The sequence below is a fragment of the Sulfidibacter corallicola genome, assembly GCF_017498545.1.
Taxonomy (GTDB): domain Bacteria; phylum Acidobacteriota; class Holophagae; order Acanthopleuribacterales; family Acanthopleuribacteraceae; genus Sulfidibacter; species Sulfidibacter corallicola.
This window is the reverse complement of record NZ_CP071793.1, coordinates 11,675,865-11,692,154: the sequence shown is the minus strand read 5'-3', so window position 1 is coordinate 11,692,154 and position 16,290 is coordinate 11,675,865. Positions and strand designations below refer to the sequence as shown.

Here is a 16,290-nt window from a genome sequence, read left to right as displayed (position 1 = left end):
ATCTCGTAAATTTCGTTTTTTCTCCCCTTTAACTTTTTCCCAATTTTTCAAATTGAATGATTTCGTCGATGCCGGTTCCGGCTTCTCCCATGTCCATTTCCCACGTCGCCTTGGGAAAAACGCAGTCCCTTTATGTACTCATTTCACATTCCTTAAGGAGAGTTTCATGTCACCCAAGTTAGCCTACTGGTTATGGCTATTCGTGTTACCCATTTCGGCCTTTGCCCAGGAGACGATCAACGACGCCTCCATCAATGCAGGCGAAACCGTAACCCTGGAATCGGGCAACACCTACATGCTCGACGGTTATGTGTTCGTAGAAGAAGGCGCCACCCTGGTGATCGAACCGGGCGTGATCATTAAAGCTCTGCCTGAAAATGAAATCACCACCGGTAACAACGCCAGTGCCCTGATCGTCGCGCGTGGCGGCAAGATCCAGGCCGAGGGGACTGCCCAAAACCCCATCATCTTCACCGCCAAGGCCGACGACGTGAACGACCCCAACGACTTGGGTCCCACCGATCGCGGCCTCTGGGGCGGCATCATTCTGTTGGGTCGCGCTTCCACCAACCGCGGCCGTGAGGGACAGATCGAAGGGATTCCCACCGACGAAGCGCGCGGTGCCTACGGTGTGGCCGATGCAGCCGACGCCAACGATGCCGACGACTCCGGTGTCATGCGCTACGTGTCCATCCGTCACGGCGGGGCCGTGTTGGGTACCGGCGACGAGATCAACGGTCTGACCTTCGGTGCCGTGGGTTCTTCCACCGTGATCGAGCACATCGAAGTCTATTCCAACCTGGACGATGGTTTCGAGTGGTTCGGTGGTACGGTCAACACCAAGTGGCTGGTCGCCGCGTTCTGCGGTGACGACGGCTTCGACTACGACGAAGGCTGGCGCGGCAACAACCAGTACTGGTTCGCCATTCAGTCTTCCGACTCCGCCGGCCGTGTGGGCGAGCACGACGGTGGTACCGTTCAAGAGACCGCCGAGCCGTTCTCCACTCCCAACATCTACAACGCCACCTACATCGGTCCGGGCACCGGCGCCTTCCCGCAGGGTGACGGTTCCGAAGCCATCATCTTCCGCGACAACGCGGGTGGTACCTACGGCAACAGCATCATCTCCATGTACAACGGTGCCAACGGCGGCAACGCCGTGACCGTCGAGGACATCGAAGGCGCCGACAGCCGCGAGCGCCTGGAGCAGGGCGACCTGGTCCTGACCAACAACCTGTGGTGGATGATCGCCGCCGGCGACACCCTGGAAGATTCCGTACCCCAGGACTTTCTCCGCACCCACCTCGCCGACAACAACAACGCGTTCGGCGATCCCGGTTACGGTTCCGTGAGCCGCACCAACGACGGCGGTCTCGACCCCCGTCCCAGCAACGCCGCCGCCACCAGCGGTGCCGTGGCGCCTCCCAGCGACTCCTTTTTCACCGCCACCGACTACAAGGGTGCCTTCGCGCCCAGCGCCGACCTGTGGACCAACGGCTGGACCGCGCTGTCCGACAACGGCCACACCCCCGCCGGCGAAACCGTCACCATCACCGACGCGTTCATCAACGCCGGTGAGAACCGCACCCTGAGCGCCGGTACCGAGTACCTGCTCGACGGTTTCGTCTTCGTCGAGGAAGGCGCCACCCTGACCATCGAACCCGGTACCGTCATCAAAGCCCTGCAAACCCCGACCAGCAGCGACGACAACACGTCCGCGTTGATCGTGGCTCGCGGTGGTCAGCTTATCGCCAACGGTACCGCCCAAAACCCGATCGTGTTCACTTCCAACCTGGACGACATCAGCAACCCCACCGACCTGGGTCCCACCGACCGCGGCCTCTGGGGCGGCATCATCCTGTTGGGTCGCGCTTCCACCAACCGTGGCCGTGAAGGTCAAATCGAAGGGATTCCCACCGACGAGGCGCGCGGCGCCTACGGTGTGGCCGATGCCGCCGACGCCAACGATGCCGACAACTCCGGCAGCCTGCGCTACGTGTCCATCCGTCACGCCGGTTCCGTATTGGGTACCGGTGACGAAATCAACGGTCTGACCATGGGTGCCGTCGGTTCCGGGACCACCATCGAGTACGTCGAAGTCTACGCCAACCTGGATGACGGCTTCGAGTGGTTTGGCGGCACCGTCAACACCAAGTACCTGATCGCCGCGTTCTGCGGTGACGACGGCTTCGACTACGACGAAGGCTGGCGCGGCAAGAACCAGTTCTGGTTCGCCGTTCAGTCCGCCGATTCCGCTGGTCGTGTCGGTGAGCACGACGGTGGTACCGTTCAGGAAACCGCCGAGCCGTTCTCTCGCCCCTACATCGTCAACGCAACCTACATCGGCCCCGGCGTGAACGCCTTCCCCTCCGGTGACGGTTCCGAAGCCATCATCTTCCGCGACAACGCGGGCGGCATCTACATGAGCTCCATCATCACCGACTACAACGGTGCCAACGGCGGCAACGCCGTGAGCGTCGAAGACATCGAGGGTGCCGACAGCCGCGAACGCCTGGAAGGTGGCGATCTGGCGCTGCAGAACAACCTGTGGTGGGGCTTCGCCGCGGGCAACACCGTGGAAACCGCCGTACCCCAGGACTTCCTCCGCACCCACTTGACCGACAACAGCAACAGCTTCGCCGATCCCCAGTTGGGCGGCATCAGCCGTACTCAGGACGAAGGCCTGAACCCGCGTCCTTCCGCTGGCGGTCCGGCCGCTTCCGGTGCGACCCAGCCCGACGACACCTTCTTCACCACCGTTTCCTACCGCGGTGCCTTCAGCCCCTCCGGCGCGCTCTGGACCGACGGTTGGACCGCTCTGGACGTCAACGACCACACTGGCGCCGGCGGTAACACCGGTGTCACCACCGACCGCTGGGTGGGTCACGTCACCCGCCTGAACGCCGGTTTCCAAACCAACCTGCACATGTACAACACTGGTTCGGCCGATGCTTCGATGACCTTGCATCCCTATGCCCTGGACGGTTCCGCATTGACGCCGCGCACCGCGAACGTACCTGCCGGTGAAATCGTCGTGAGTTCCAACAACGACCTTTTCGGTGAAGACGTCAGCCATTTCTTCATCGAGGGTTCCGAAGCCGTGACCGTCACCGCCTCCTACCGTGCCGACGTGGACGCCGCAGCGACCGCCGAACTCAACGAGAGCAGCGCCGCCTACACCAAATTCAGCTTCTACGCCGCGGACTGGAACCTGGTCTTCGACGGCCTGGCCCTGATCAACGTCGGCCCGCAGCCCGCCACTGTCACCGTGACGCAGCGCGACGCGATGGGCAACGAACTGGCCTCCGCGACGATCGTCGACGGCCTGGCCTCCGGCGCCAAGCAGCTCTACACCTTCACCGCACAAAACCTGTCCGACAACCCCGGCTCCCTGATCGAGGTCACCAGCACCCAGCCCGCCTCCGTCGTGCTGCTGCGCGGTACCTACCCGGGTGTGTCGCCCGCCTTCCTGTACGTCACCGTACCGGTAACCGCGGAATAATCTCCTAGGACCTTTTTTCATCCTCCTAAGGGGAGCCCTCGGGTTTCCCTTAGTACCTTTCCGGCGCCCTCATGCGGGCGCCTTTTTTTGTGTAAGCTGTTGTAAATTAATCTATTGTAGATTTGGCGATTTAGTTGTCCGACATATTTCCGACATCAGGGCGGATTACCGAAGTTTTATAAATAGCGGCGTGGTTTTTACGTTTTTCTCGGCGCGTGCGATAGAACTGCCGATCCTGAGCCCTGGATGGAGGTTGTCCTTTGGAGTGGGGATGGCGAATGCTGCGCTGCACTTGTATGAGTTGGTGAGATTGGATTGGGCCTTTATTTGGCCAGTTGAAGATGACTGCCGGAAACGGTCAAATGTTCGATACAGGATTCCAGTGGATCGCCCCGGTCATCCGAATTTGATACAGTATCCAGAGTGCTGAACAGGGTCCAGTAGACGATATTCGAAGTCTGGGAGATGGGCTGTAATGTTGCGAGGCGCGCCAAGAGGAAAAAGTTGGTATGAAGAGCATGGTTTTTTCCACTTGGGTACTACGAAAAGGGCTGAATCAGCCAGGTAAGGAAAGAGAGCTCATCCCCTGGTACAGTGCTGAAGGGCAGGAGCTCATCGAGCAGGCGAGGGCATTGGGGTGGCAGCCGGAGTCACCGGATAAGGAGCCACAAAAGGTTTCTCCAATCAAACAGCAGCCGGAAAGCTGGAGGAATTAGGAGTTGCCTGCATCTTTTCCGTATCGCCGAATCATCGCCATCATCCAGTTTTTAAAAATGCTCCTCTCGTTTTCCTTTGCCGAAAAGAGCCGTACCCATCCTATTGGCGACCAGCCATACAGTTGTGAAACCTGGCTGGCTTCAAATCCCTCTTGCACGCCTCCCACAAAGAGATTGAGCATGGGAACCTCATAGCGTTTCATAATGATGTGGCGGGAGGGATTCAGATCGGGAGAAATAGAAAAGCCTTGTCGTTCGGACTCCGCAAGCACTCTGCTCAGATCATTTTCATCCGGAAAAAGCTCCTGTATTTCTGGACTTAATCCGTATTCTTGGGCAGAGGTATCGATACGGTAGTCTGCTGCCAGCTCCCCCAGGAGTTCCATTTGCCCGGTGAAGGCCTCCGGATATGATCGCTGGATAGCCCGAGCGCCAAAAATACACCCGGATCCCACCCAGACACAAAGCCCCAGAAGGAGGACGGAGAAGAAGACCTTCCTCTTGGTGGTCCTGGCGAACGTGTCTCTCAATTGGAGTGCTCTCATTGCACTTTACTTTGAGGAACGGGTTTGGGCGGCTCGAACTGATCTTCATTGAACAGTCTCAGGCGTTCGGCATCTTTCTCGGAAAAGTATTCTCTGTTCTCGCCTTTGGTTACTTCTTGCCCGACTTGAACGTTATCCATCACCGTTCCCGGTTCCTAGTACCAATAAGTGGGCCCTAAGGCATCGCCGGAGTGCCCGGGCAAAAATTCATGCCCCGTTTCATGGGTGACTACATTGATCAGCCAGTTCACAAACTTTTCTTTGGAAAGCCCAATCCCCGCTTCACGAGGGGCGATCACGACCTTTCTGGAGTAACTTTCCGATTTCCGGCCTTCCCAGTCAAATACAATCAGAGCGCGGGCATAGGGTTTGTCCGGTCCGGTTTGCTTATGGAGGTCATACGATCCGATGCTTCCGTATTTCAATGGGACAATTTCAAAGGGATCCCAAGATTCCTTGATGCGGACGTGAACATCGACACCGGCTTGTTGGTACACCTGAAGAACCCCCTCTATGACCGAGTATTCGGAGATCCCTCGTTTGGCAAACGCTTTTTTATCCTCGTCATTGAGGATGAACACCAGCTCGATCAATTTTCCCGTGGGATCGGTGGCCTTCAACGGGGAATTTGCCACATAGCTATAGGGATTGTGCAGTTCTCTTTCGGGATCCACGGAGATGAACCGTCCAAAAGAGGGATATCCCACCGAGAATAGAATGCACAGGACAAATCCGTTTTTTACCAACGCGTGCCCACCAGGGAAAATCAATGTTGGAATTATATCTCGAAATAGCGTCAATGTGTTTGGAAAAAGACTGCTTTAAGTGGTCTTGATTGGCTGTAATCCCTCTCACCGCTATCTGGTGTGAGTTGTTTGAACTCAGAATGCTGAGGAGCGGGGCAATCGAGTCATTTTCGGTGCAATCCCCCACTCGTGGTAATGCTCGCCTTAATGACGAAACCTCGAGAGGCCGCAGCGCGGAACTCTGCCCGCGGGAATCAGATGGCTGCGTTTTTGGGGAAGCATGTTAGCAGTGGTGACCATGAAAGGGCAGGTAAATCTGTGTCGGCGGTAGTTTGAAATGTTATTGGGGTTGTGTGACTTTCGGGAATTATGGACGTTCTTAAAAACTGATATGCAAGGCCTTGGGATAACGCTATACTTCGCGCCAAAATATTCTCCGAGAAATTCTGATCGGAGCTCCAAAAAAGGCTATTGCCATATACACATCCATATGGCTAATCAGGTTGTTGATGGGTAGGGCAGTGTATGATTGTCGAAAAAGAATGGAAGTGCGAATTCCCGAATTGGGGACTCATCGGCATACTCACTGCCGATCACATTGAATCCCGGGTGCAGGACTATCCCTTCGAGCCGGTGAGGTCGCCAGGCCATTATGAGATATGCAAAGAATTCCGCGGCGGCCATGATGTCTTCATCACTCTTGAAGGAAGACCGGAGGTCTATCAAGTCCTCCACATCGAGTCCCACAAAATCCGCATCGCCCCCGTGTCCGAAACCGAACTCATCAAAAACCCCAACATCGACTTCTTCTCCAAGTTGGAGCAGTATTTCGAGAATACAGAACCCCGAGACCGACTCCAGCAACTCAAAGCCTTGGTCGAAGACCCTCGCCTCCAGCGTCGGTATCAAAATTCGGAATCGGCGATAGTAGGCGGCGAAGAGGGTGCGCGAGTAGGCCAGCACCAAGGCGGCACACTGCAGGGTTTGGATGCGGCCATCGATGAGGACTCGGTGGAGCGAGGTGTCGAACTGCATTTCCTCGCCGGGCTGGAAGGTATACACCCCTTTGCAAGCGGGCGGGTTACGTAGGTGAACCTCGCGAAGAAACCGCGTCAGAGTGCTGTAGGCGACCCGAACTCCGTGTTCCTGTTCGAGGATTTCGTGCACGCGCGTCCCGTTGCCGCGACAGCGCTGGAAGATTTCGTGGATCAGCTCGCTGTGGCGATGGAGTCGACTCGTGGCCGGAGGCGGGGTCTCCTCCGCTCGGCGACGGATCAGGCGTCGAATCGCATTGCGCGAGACACCCGTCTGACGGCTGATCTCCCGCAGCGGCGTGCCCTGCTGATGAAGTTTCTTGATCTGTTCCCGAATGGGTTCTGACAACATCGTGCTGTCTCCTTTCCAATTGTTTCTGCAATGCCTCCCACTCCCGCGTCACCTTCGCGACGTCGCTCATCGCGGCGGCCCAACCCGTCTCGTCCAGGCCCTGGCACAGACTCGGCAGTTGCCGGCGCAAGCCGCGAAGTCCATTCGCCAGGCGGCGACAGGTCGTTCGCCACTTTCCCTCGGGCCCTTCCGCGAGCTGACGGCCTTCACCAGCCAGCTCGCGTTCTCGCTTGGCTTCAATCCACAGTCGCGGCTGGTCAACCAGACGTTGGCGCACCACTTGATTGGCGCCCCGGTAGGCCTCGAACCAATCACGCCACTCGCGGCTGCTGAGCCCGTTCTTGGCCGCCGCTTCGATGACCTGGCGCGCATGCGCCGGGTTGGCGCGAGTCAACGGCGCCATCACCCGAACGGCGACCCAGGGAGAAAGCCGTCCCTGCATCACCGCCGTGCGGCCTTCCTCGGGCACTTCCGAGACCAACCGCAACCGACTCCGCACCCAGCTCTGACTGCGGCCGGATTGCTGCGCGATCGCTTCAGCCGTCATGCCCCGTTCTTCGTGGAGATAGCGCAGGGTCAGGCCTTCTTCGAGTGCGTCCCAGCAACGGCCGCCCATCCGTGCCAGCAGGGTCAGGAGACCCTGAGTCGGGTCTCCCGGCCAGATTTCGCACTGCACCGTGTCACGACGCAGCTTGTCGCGTGCCGCCAACCGACGATAGCCGTCCAACAGCACCAGTTGGCCGTCGGCGCCTCGAGCCACCGAGACCGGTACAAGTTGGCCTCGGCGATCGAGATCGCGAGCAAGTGCATCGATGGCGGCACCATCGAAGATTCGGTGATGGCCGAAGGGTCGTTGGAGTTGATGGACTTCCAATGCGCGGTGAAGGGGTTTGGTGGCAGTCATGCGTCCCAGCCTAAACGGTGCGGCGGAGGATGGGCACGAGTCCTCATTGACACCGGCGTGTTGCTGGTCGATCAACATTCGGTAATAGCGTTGAATTCATGCAGTCACGCATCCTCATTGACCGCTGCCATACCGCTCACGTGGATCCGTATAAGATGTTCACTTTCAGCAGGTTGGCATCTCGACACGTCCTCATTGACGCGCATTCTGTCGCCCTGCCGTCCCAGAACCTGAATATTCACAGTGAGTTGCTGTGTTGACGCGTCCTCATTGCGATCGCGATGAGACGGTCGGCCTGCTTGGGTTGGTTTACGCGGCTTGGGGACTGGTGCAAACTTCGCCGGAGGGCGCTTCCGGGGTGGGCGGCGGCGCCAGTAGTCGGGGTTTCGAGCCCGCCACGACAAATTGACGGGCGCTTTTGGCGACCTGGACTCGGTAACCCACTTCGGGTTCGCGTCCCCCTTTCTCAATCCACGCAATCGACGGATCGACCACTCTGAGAACCCGTTCGGCAGTCCCGACTTTTTCTTGCTCGATCACCCGACGACACGTCGTGTGAATCAACGAATCGAGCTGGGACACATCTTCGGTCATCCGCGCTTGCCATTCCATCCAACGCTGATAGCCCCGGCTGCCAGGCCGGTGGCCGTGCTCCCAGGTGGCAAGGTGGTCAAGGATCCCGCCCATCTCTTGGGACAGGTACTCGGCCGCATCGATCATGAGCCCGTAGTGGTGTTGGCGAACCACCTTCGCGCCCTTACCCGAAGCCAAGGCAATCGATCGGCGGGCTGCTTCGATGTCTTCGCACCGGACGCCGATTCGTGATGCCATCGAAGTAGCGACGTTCTCCAGGATCGGCTGGCAGAGGCCTCGGTGAAGGCGCCGGGCGATCTTGGCGATCAGCTCGGAATCGGCAGGCCAGGCCGTGTTGCCCCGAACGGCAGTGCTATCGAGGGTGACCTCGGCGAAGTCATCGAGGTTCCGAGATCGAATCGTTGTGACGATCCGGTCCAAAACCAAAACCAGCGTGGCCTGACTGACGAGGTTGACGTTGTGCGTGATGGTCGATCCCGCCGGGCATGACCGCCCCTGCTGCCAGAAATAGCGCGCAACGGTGCGGGATTCGGCAAAGAAACCCCGGGCCGAAACGGATTTCACGCCATCGAGATAATACCGGCAGACCAAGCAGAACAGGACGTCTTGGGGGGACATTCGGCGTCGCCCGATGCCCAGCTTCAGTTCGCTGGGAGTCATGGCCTCGACGGAATTGGGATCGTCGAGCCCGGAAAGATGTGGGGTTCCAGCACAAGCGCGACGGTGATTGAGGCGCGCTTGTTTCAAGACCAGTGCATGGCGGTCGAGGTCAGCTTCGAGCCGTTCGAGGATCTCCGGGAAAGAATGGAGAAGATTGAGGAGTTCGTCAATCACGTAGGCGAAGTCGGAATCGGGAAAGGAGATCAATTCGAGTTGATGTGGGAAGGGAGTCATAGGGTCCATGAGAGATAGCAACCTGCGAACATTGATGTTGACCCGAAGAGAATACCTTATCCCGCGATGCTTCTCTCGGAAATACACTCGCATTCGAACATTTAAGAAAATGACGAAATACGTTCACGGGAAGACGCCAGCCTTTCCGGCTGGCGTCTAGCTTGGAGAAACTGAATAATGATATGTATATTCCGAGTGATGATATATACCTACTCTTAATGTGTCAAAGTTGAGAATAATAACGTCCCCTCCGTCAAAAAAACATCTTTTCCTTTTACTTAGATAGTATTCAAAAAAAGTACCTATCTGATTTGCATCAGTTGCATAAGGTGAACCACCCGAAGAAAAACACGAATCGTTTACAAGGTATATCAATCCACTTGGGAAGATTTTGCTAAAGTGCTTTCTGAATAACTGATTATCTGTGTCGTTGTTTATTGAAGTGGGGATTAATGGTGAGCAAGTGAAATTTTCGGACTTGAGTATTTCGTCTAACCGATCTGGAGTGAAGAAAAAAGAATTCTCTGCTTTTTTTGAAAACGAAGGAATCACCGTGTCAATCTGTTTATACAGATCGCTCCAAGTAACTTGCATCATTACCTCACTTTTTCTGGTGGTAACCCGTCCATTCTCCACCAGAATGCTTGCAAGTTCTTCGGCACTCTGTTGCTCGGGTTGATTTATAGCATTGCGACGCTTGGGGAACAGGCATAGCCAACGGCGCGCGATATCTTGTCCGGAGCAGGTTGTGGCAAGGTCGGGGCGATTTCGCAAGATAACATGTAGATGGTTGCCCATAAACGCGTAACTACACACATCGATTAATAAAATGTCGGTGAGGTCGATCAAACGGTGGCGGAGCCATTGCTTTCGATATTCGTAGTTTCGGTCGGTATGAGTATCTCTGCCACACAAAAAGGCTCGACGAACGCACTGGGAGATGCAGTGGTAGATTCCCTCGACGCCATCTTTCACAATGCTCGAACGGGCTTTTGTCATGGTGCACCCCCGATGTAAATGGATTCCTCCTTTTCAGCCTATATCGCTCGGGGGACAGCCCTTGCTGGTGGGGTGGTTTTTAAAAAAAATGTACTTGAGTATTTTTTTCTTGGTTTTTTGGTTGGGGGGGTGTTCCTGTTTTTTTGGTTTTTCTCTTGTGTGGCAAAATACGTAAAGTTCAAAGATGAAGACGAAAACATAAAGAGGCGGATGTGCGGGGAGTTCGTCGAAAAATGTCGGCCCGGCGCCCTGGGCGGGCCACAGATATGAAATACGTCCGTTTCGGGGATGGTCTCCTGATTGCTGGTAACACAATTGTTTTAAGTAAGTTGTGCTATGTAAAGAAGACCGGTGAGTGCTGATTTGATCTTGGTAAATCCAAAGGATTAGACTGGATTTGTCGGACATGAGTCGGACAGAGAAAAGCGCTTTTCTCCTTTTTGCAATCTGAAGACAAAAGGAGAAGTTCTCATGAAAACCAAAGCAATCAGATTCAACAAAACCAATCTTTCCAGCTTTATGCGTGATTTTGGCAATGGGGAAACTTTTGATTCGAGCGTGAAGGACACCGAAGTGTCGGGTCTCAAGTTCCGGGTTGGGTTGAAGCGATCAGTGTTTCAATTCGAGAAACGGATATCCGGACGCAAAGGCTCTCCGGTTACCTTGACGATCGGTGCCTTTCCGGCTGTTTCGATCGAAGAAGCCAGACAAGAAGCCCGGAGACTCGCCAACCTCTGTGAGCGGGGCATTGACCCGAGAGAAGAAAAAAAACAACGTCAAGCGGCCAAAGCATCGCAACGCATCATGCTCAAGGATGCTGTTGATGAGTTCTTTGCAATCAAAGAAAAGAAAAAACTAGCTCCCATGACCCTCAAGAAGTATCGCAACGTCATCACCCACCAGTTTGCTCCCAACTGGATGAGTCGAGATATCCGTTCGATCACTCCCGAGATGATCGAAGCCCAGTTTTACCTCGTACAGGAAACGGCTCGTGAGCGTTGTTTTGAGATGCTCAAGGTCTTTGGCAATATCTGGACGACCTGTGCGCCGATCTTCAAAGACTCCAATGAAAAAAGATTGCTCGGAACCAGTCCCATTCCCGAAGTGCGGGAATTACTCGACGGCGTTCAAAAAAACCGTCCAAACCGTCCCGTCATTCCCTCGCATCTGTTGGGAAAATTTGTGGTGACGCTGGAACGACTCCGAGACGGTTTTCTTTCGGTTGACGCAAACAACGAGACCAATACCCTCATCGAGTGTCCCGCCATCGGCGTCATCACCAAGGATGACATCACCGCCAGTGGCATGACCACCAGTGACATCACCAATGATGTGGTGAGAAACCACGCTACTTACCCAACGCACGTGTGATCTCCTCTTGTTGTCGCTGTTTTGTGCCTTTCGTTTTTCTGAGGCTCGATACCTCAAGTGGGAATACGTTGATTTGGAACAAGGATTGATTCGTCTGCCGGGAACCATCCCAGACCAAGAGAATCGGTCACCGGAAGCGTTCAGAGGGACCAAGAACGGATGTGACCACATCGTGCCGTTGAGTTCCTATCCACTCGACTTGCTCAAGCGGCTTCATCAAAACCGCACCTCAACCAATCCGTATGTCCTCCCCGGCGTTCATCACGCAAACAAACCGATCTCCCGAACCAAACAGTTGTTTCCGGTGATTGCTGATCTGGTTGGTTCTCCCTTCTCACCCCATGCCACCAGAAGAACCTTTGCCAGCATTGCCAATGAAGTGGGACTGGGCTTTTTGAAAGTCAAGAGACTCCTCAATCACCACTTTGAAGGGGGTGTGACCGGTGGCTACATTTCCCCCAACTTCAACCCCACCAAAGAGCGGGTTCACTTCCAAAAGGTGTGTGACTTTATCCTTGAACGGCGAGCCGAATACCTTGGAGCAATCAAACGGGAATCTGTCACCTTTGACAAGACCAAGGCATTGCGGAAATTGCAGCGATACGCTTTGGAGTTGGGACTTGAGCCAGTGGAAGCCCTGCACATGCTCACTTCCCAATCAGAGCGTATTGGGGAGGTGGCGTGATGAGTGAGCCCATCAGACGTGCGGCCGGACTTCCGGAGATTGTGGTCATACCTTTCGGACTGGGGTACACGTGGACGATCCGACAGTTTGGACAGGTAGTGGCGCATGATTTCAATCGACACACCATGGAATACGCTACGCCGGAAGCGGCACGAAAGGCAGCACTTCCCAAGTTTATGAACGTGCTTGGTGCGGTGTTGGTCAAGAGTTATGAGGAACAATTGCGGGAAGGAGTTGTTGAATACATTTCTTCATCATACATGTGAGTCGCAAGCTCGAAGCTGAAGTGAGAGAGGGGGCAGCCTCACCATTGAGGCGCTTCCATCGATCTCGATTGAGGAAGCTCAATAAATCCATGGATTTTTTTCAACGATGGCTCCCGACGGCTAGATGAGCCCACACTCAGTTTCTGCTTTTTCACCAATTCATTCTTTCAGGATTCGCATTGACCACTTCGCAAGTTTGCATCAGAATGAGCTAGTCTAGGAGTTTTTCATGTCTGATGAATTTCCTATCCATGAGTCAGAGATAGACTCATTCGACCCGGCGCCCAAGCGTTACGATCTCCACGATCTTTACCTGGACCCCAACAACTACCGCCTGATCAACCACCCCGATTTTACTGAAGTTCAAGAAGCAGACATCCAAAATGGGGATGTTCAACGACGAACAGCTAAGCTGCTCTGCGGCCCCAAAAACCAGCACATTCAAGACCTGCTTAACAGCTTCAAGAAAAACGGCTATCTTCCTGTCGATCAAATTCAAATTCGAAGATTGCCCAGCGACGGATTTGTCATTGTTGAAGGCAACCGACGTATCGCCGCTCTAAAGCATTTGGAAACCGAACGAAAGGAAAAAGGGATTGAGTTGGGCGAACTCAATCCTGAGATCTTCCAGAATGTGCCAGTCGTCATCTACGAAGACAGCAACGAGCTTCATCATTTGACTTTAATGGCCTTGAAACATATCAGTGGTAATAAAAAATGGGCGGAGTGGAACCAAGCAAAGCTGCTAGAGAAACTTTCGAATGAATATCAACTTGACGAAGAGGAAATCTGCAGCCGCATCGGTATCAGTAAAGTGGAACTTCGGCGCAGTTTAAGAGCTCTATCCCTTTGCGCCCAGTACCGCGACTCGGATTATGGTGATCAATTTCAGGAATCATTGTTTTCCATCTTTCGCGAAGCTGTCCGCCTCCAAAAGTTGAAAGAGTGGCTCGAATGGGATGATAGAACTTACAAAGCGAACAATGAGGAGCACCGCAACCTGCTGTTCTCGCTAATGTCACAGGAGCCGGATGAGACGACCGATGACGAAGGTCGTGCGAGCTATGCAGACCATTACCTAGAACCCGCCATTACCAAACGGGACGACCTTCGTACTCTATCCGAACTGCTGGATGACGACAGGGCAATGGACAAAATCATTCACTCTAGGGACTTGAATGCCGCTTACCGTGCCAGCAACCTGGTCTTCAGAGAGCGTCAAAAGGCCTCCCTTGAAGAAGTTTCCAGAGCAATTGAGACTCTTTCCCAATTGAATGTGGCGGGTGATCATGTGCCCGAGCTGGAACAGAATCTCGGCCGATTACAGTCAATCGTGGAGCGAACGCGAGCGACTGATACAACAGGTGTCGAGCAACGTGCCGTCTTTCATGACCGAATTGACAGACATTTTTCGAAGATTAAGGTCATAGCTTATAAGCGTCTACAGGGATTGTCGCTGGAAAAGCTTTCGCGTATCAATCTAGTTGCCGGACTGAACAACACTGGAAAAACGACACTACTGGAGGCCATTTATTTGCTGTGCCGCCAGAATGATTTCAGCGGGTTGTTGGAAACCCAGCGACGGCGTGGAAAAATCCCGGAGGACAAGCTCGACGCCGAATGGTTCGCCGAAAATTTGCCCGACGAAATCTGCGTTTCAGGTGTTTACGACAACACAAAATGCTCGGTGGAAGTTCGGAATTATTTGGAGGAAAACAGCGAAATCGACAGGGCTCATTACCTTAAAAGCATTGAGATAACTACTAATTTCGGTGGTAGGAATCAGGAATCTGTTACACGGATGTTTAAGGGGCGAAAACGGGAAACGCGAGCCGATGGTATCAAGCTTCTGTGCGCCTCCATTTTTAGCAGTCCTTTTTTTCTCAATGAACCTCATCGCTACATGGGCTTCTATCACAAAAGTGTGCAGTCCAAGTCCCTGCCAATGATCCTAAAATTTATTGAGGAGAAGGTTGTGCCGACACTCACCGATGTGCGGTTGGTGGATGAATGGCAACGATTCCTGGTCACCGACAGCCAATTCGAAAGTACCCTCGACCTTACCGAGTATGGAGAAGGTTTGCAGCGCATCTTTTTCATTTCGCTCTTGTTCGCTTCGGCGAGAAACGGTGTGGTTTTAATCGACGAATTCGAGAACGCCATCCACGCAAATTTGATCACAGGCTTCGCAGGGTTCATTGCCGAGCTTTCCCTACTCTTCAATGTCCAGGTATTTTTAACCACCCACAGCAAAGAGTGTATCGATGCCTTTGTTAAAAATCTACCAGAAAGCACTGGTTTTTCGGCTTGCGCCCTCGTCGAAAAAGCGGTAAGAATCGAAGCCTGCGAGTTCAGTGGAGAGAGGTTCCGCCGCCTAGTGGAGGCGGGTGATGTAGACCTGCGGAGGGCTCGCTGATGGTGGACCAGAATCCCCGACATGTGACGGGCCTTTTCATTTTCTGCGAGGGCCCTCACGATGTGGCCTTCGTCCGCCAAGTTCTTAAATACTGCTTCGGAGTCACTCGGGCAAAAGGCGCGAATGGAAAAGATCCTACCTTTAGTGAGTTTCCGGCACCACTCGACAAGCTCTTCAAAACCAGTATGGAAAAACATGCCATGGGAGACCTTTCGCTGGACATGGCCCACAAATTTTTTCTCCCTGACAGGTTGCTGCGTAAAAATGATTGTTACATTTTGTTGTTCAATTCAGGCGGAAAAAACAAAACCGAAATTATCAAAGGGTTTTTGAAGGATTTTCTAGTCTTACATCCAGATGCGGCTACTTTTGCGAGTGGGGCCGGTGAGATTCTTGGTGAAGTTCACTATTTGTTTACCTATGATGCTGATCACTTACCCGCAACCGATACAGTGCGAACTATGAGCCAGGCTTTGGCCAATATTGAAGATATCGAGGATACCCTGTGGTCCCTGGAAACGATGACATTGCAAGAACAACAACATGGTACCTTCAAAGACAACAAGGGATTCTATATTTGGGCGAACAATCAGGATCGTGGAAGCTTGGAGGATCTTGTCTCACCCATGTTCAGGGAGAGTAAAGACGAACTTTACACCAAAGCCGAAACGATCATTGATGACATGTTTTCCTGGGAGACCGACAATGAAAAAGAGAAAGAAGCCTTCTCTGCAGCTTGCAAACGGAAAAAAGCAATTTTGACTACCATGGGTCAAAAAAAGAAACCAGGCGGATCGTTGAATGTGATCATCGATCAAGCTGGATTACTCAATAAAACGGCATTTCAAAATTCTGCACCAGTCAGCGCTTTTGTAGACTTCCTGAATGCATTTACCAAATGGCCTGTGAATAGCCAAGGCAACCAATAAATGTCGGCCGGGTAATTGCGTCAGATTCAACCAACAGCTCGAAAGAGACGTTAAGTAGAGTATTTATCAGGCATTTGTGTTGGCAGGCTTTTGTGCTGGGTTTTTGACTCTTCCCTCAATTTGACTGATTTTTCAGGATTATTCCCCCGACCTAACGAGACTTGAGGCGAGACCGCGAATTGCCAGGGTGGAAAACTAGTCGGGTCTTTCCGGCACTGCTTGGCGAGAGCGCCACTCTATACGGAAACGGAGATCATTTGGTTGAAGCTTTTCGATGATCAAGGCCATGAGTACCAACACCTCATTCACCATCACCAAAAGTGCGGGAGAGCCATCA

At 53.8% G+C, this 16,290-nt stretch carries 12 protein-coding genes and 1 pseudogene; 6 read left to right on the top strand and 7 right to left on the bottom strand.

Features of this window, described 5'->3' with window-relative positions; all coding sequences use genetic code 11:
- Positions 1–166: 166 nt before the first annotated feature.
- The gene (locus J3U87_RS34610; protein WP_237380734.1) at positions 167–3,502 is read left to right on the top strand and encodes a hypothetical protein; all 3,336 of its coding nucleotides are present in this window, start codon (positions 167–169) and stop codon (positions 3,500–3,502) included.
- Positions 3,503–4,214: 712 nt separating this feature from the next.
- Here the strand turns inward: J3U87_RS34610 and J3U87_RS34605 are convergent.
- The 7 genes and pseudogenes from J3U87_RS34605 to J3U87_RS34575 form a co-directional block, all read right to left on the bottom strand.
- The gene (locus tag J3U87_RS34605; protein ID WP_237380732.1) at positions 4,215–4,604 is read right to left on the bottom strand and encodes a hypothetical protein; all 390 of its coding nucleotides are present in this window, start codon (positions 4,602–4,604) and stop codon (positions 4,215–4,217) included.
- A gap of 155 nt (positions 4,605–4,759) precedes the next feature.
- The gene (locus J3U87_RS34600) at positions 4,760–4,903 is read right to left on the bottom strand and encodes a hypothetical protein (RefSeq protein ID WP_237380730.1); all 144 of its coding nucleotides are present in this window, start codon (positions 4,901–4,903) and stop codon (positions 4,760–4,762) included.
- A gap of 15 nt (positions 4,904–4,918) precedes the next feature.
- The gene (locus J3U87_RS34595; protein WP_237380728.1) at positions 4,919–5,437 is read right to left on the bottom strand and encodes a hypothetical protein; all 519 of its coding nucleotides are present in this window, start codon (positions 5,435–5,437) and stop codon (positions 4,919–4,921) included.
- Positions 5,438–6,007: 570 nt separating this feature from the next.
- Positions 6,008–6,895 carry a helix-turn-helix domain-containing protein gene (locus tag J3U87_RS34590; RefSeq protein WP_237380727.1) on the bottom strand — a complete coding sequence of 296 codons (888 nt, stop codon included), beginning with the start codon at positions 6,893–6,895 and terminating at the stop codon, positions 6,008–6,010.
- Positions 6,896–7,259: 364 nt separating this feature from the next.
- Positions 7,260–7,799, bottom strand: a pseudogene (locus J3U87_RS35530) (ParB/RepB/Spo0J family partition protein); the annotation flags it as partial.
- Between the two features lie 309 nt (positions 7,800–8,108).
- Positions 8,109–9,296, bottom strand: a complete 1,188-nt coding sequence (locus J3U87_RS34580; protein ID WP_237380723.1) for a hypothetical protein — start codon at positions 9,294–9,296, stop codon at positions 8,109–8,111.
- 147 nt (positions 9,297–9,443) lie between these two features.
- Positions 9,444–10,286: a hypothetical protein gene (locus J3U87_RS34575; protein ID WP_237380721.1), complete on the bottom strand. Its 843-nt coding sequence runs from the start codon at positions 10,284–10,286 to the stop codon at positions 9,444–9,446.
- Positions 10,287–10,757: 471 nt separating this feature from the next.
- Here J3U87_RS34575 and J3U87_RS34570 point away from each other — a divergent pair, with 471 nt between their 5' ends.
- The 5 genes from J3U87_RS34570 to J3U87_RS34550 all read left to right on the top strand — a co-directional run bounded on the left by J3U87_RS34570 (position 10,758) and on the right by J3U87_RS34550 (position 15,953).
- Positions 10,758–11,657: an Arm DNA-binding domain-containing protein gene (locus tag J3U87_RS34570; RefSeq protein WP_237380719.1), complete on the top strand. Its 900-nt coding sequence runs from the start codon at positions 10,758–10,760 to the stop codon at positions 11,655–11,657.
- A gap of 7 nt (positions 11,658–11,664) precedes the next feature.
- Positions 11,665–12,342: a tyrosine-type recombinase/integrase gene (locus J3U87_RS34565; protein ID WP_237380717.1), complete on the top strand. Its 678-nt coding sequence runs from the start codon at positions 11,665–11,667 to the stop codon at positions 12,340–12,342.
- The gene (locus J3U87_RS34560; RefSeq protein ID WP_237380715.1) at positions 12,342–12,608 is read left to right on the top strand and encodes a hypothetical protein; all 267 of its coding nucleotides are present in this window, start codon (positions 12,342–12,344) and stop codon (positions 12,606–12,608) included. The genes J3U87_RS34565 and J3U87_RS34560 overlap by 1 nt, the downstream gene beginning before the upstream one ends.
- 229 nt (positions 12,609–12,837) lie before the next feature.
- A complete protein-coding gene (locus J3U87_RS34555) occupies positions 12,838–15,024 on the top strand; it encodes an AAA family ATPase (RefSeq protein WP_237380713.1) in 2,187 nt (728 codons plus the stop codon).
- Positions 15,024–15,953 carry a DUF3226 domain-containing protein gene (locus tag J3U87_RS34550; RefSeq protein WP_237380702.1) on the top strand — a complete coding sequence of 310 codons (930 nt, stop codon included), beginning with the start codon at positions 15,024–15,026 and terminating at the stop codon, positions 15,951–15,953. The genes J3U87_RS34555 and J3U87_RS34550 overlap by 1 nt, the downstream gene beginning before the upstream one ends.
- The last annotated feature ends 337 nt before the right edge of the window (positions 15,954–16,290 follow it).

Coding starts and splice junctions, on each gene's coding strand:
- J3U87_RS34575 (WP_237380721.1), bottom strand. CDS start 10,286: ATGACAAAAGCCCGTTCGAGCATTGTGAAAGATGGCGTCGAGGGAATC.
- J3U87_RS34570 (WP_237380719.1), top strand. CDS start 10,758: ATGAAAACCAAAGCAATCAGATTCAACAAAACCAATCTTTCCAGCTTT.
- J3U87_RS34600 (WP_237380730.1), bottom strand. CDS start 4,903: ATGGATAACGTTCAAGTCGGGCAAGAAGTAACCAAAGGCGAGAACAGA.
- J3U87_RS34560 (WP_237380715.1), top strand. CDS start 12,342: ATGAGTGAGCCCATCAGACGTGCGGCCGGACTTCCGGAGATTGTGGTC.
- J3U87_RS34605 (WP_237380732.1), bottom strand. CDS start 4,604: ATGGAACTCCTGGGGGAGCTGGCAGCAGACTACCGTATCGATACCTCT.
- J3U87_RS34555 (WP_237380713.1), top strand. CDS start 12,838: ATGTCTGATGAATTTCCTATCCATGAGTCAGAGATAGACTCATTCGAC.
- J3U87_RS34550 (WP_237380702.1), top strand. CDS start 15,024: ATGGTGGACCAGAATCCCCGACATGTGACGGGCCTTTTCATTTTCTGC.
- J3U87_RS34580 (WP_237380723.1), bottom strand. CDS start 9,296: ATGGACCCTATGACTCCCTTCCCACATCAACTCGAATTGATCTCCTTT.
- J3U87_RS34590 (WP_237380727.1), bottom strand. CDS start 6,895: ATGTTGTCAGAACCCATTCGGGAACAGATCAAGAAACTTCATCAGCAG.
- J3U87_RS34610 (WP_237380734.1), top strand. CDS start 167: ATGTCACCCAAGTTAGCCTACTGGTTATGGCTATTCGTGTTACCCATT.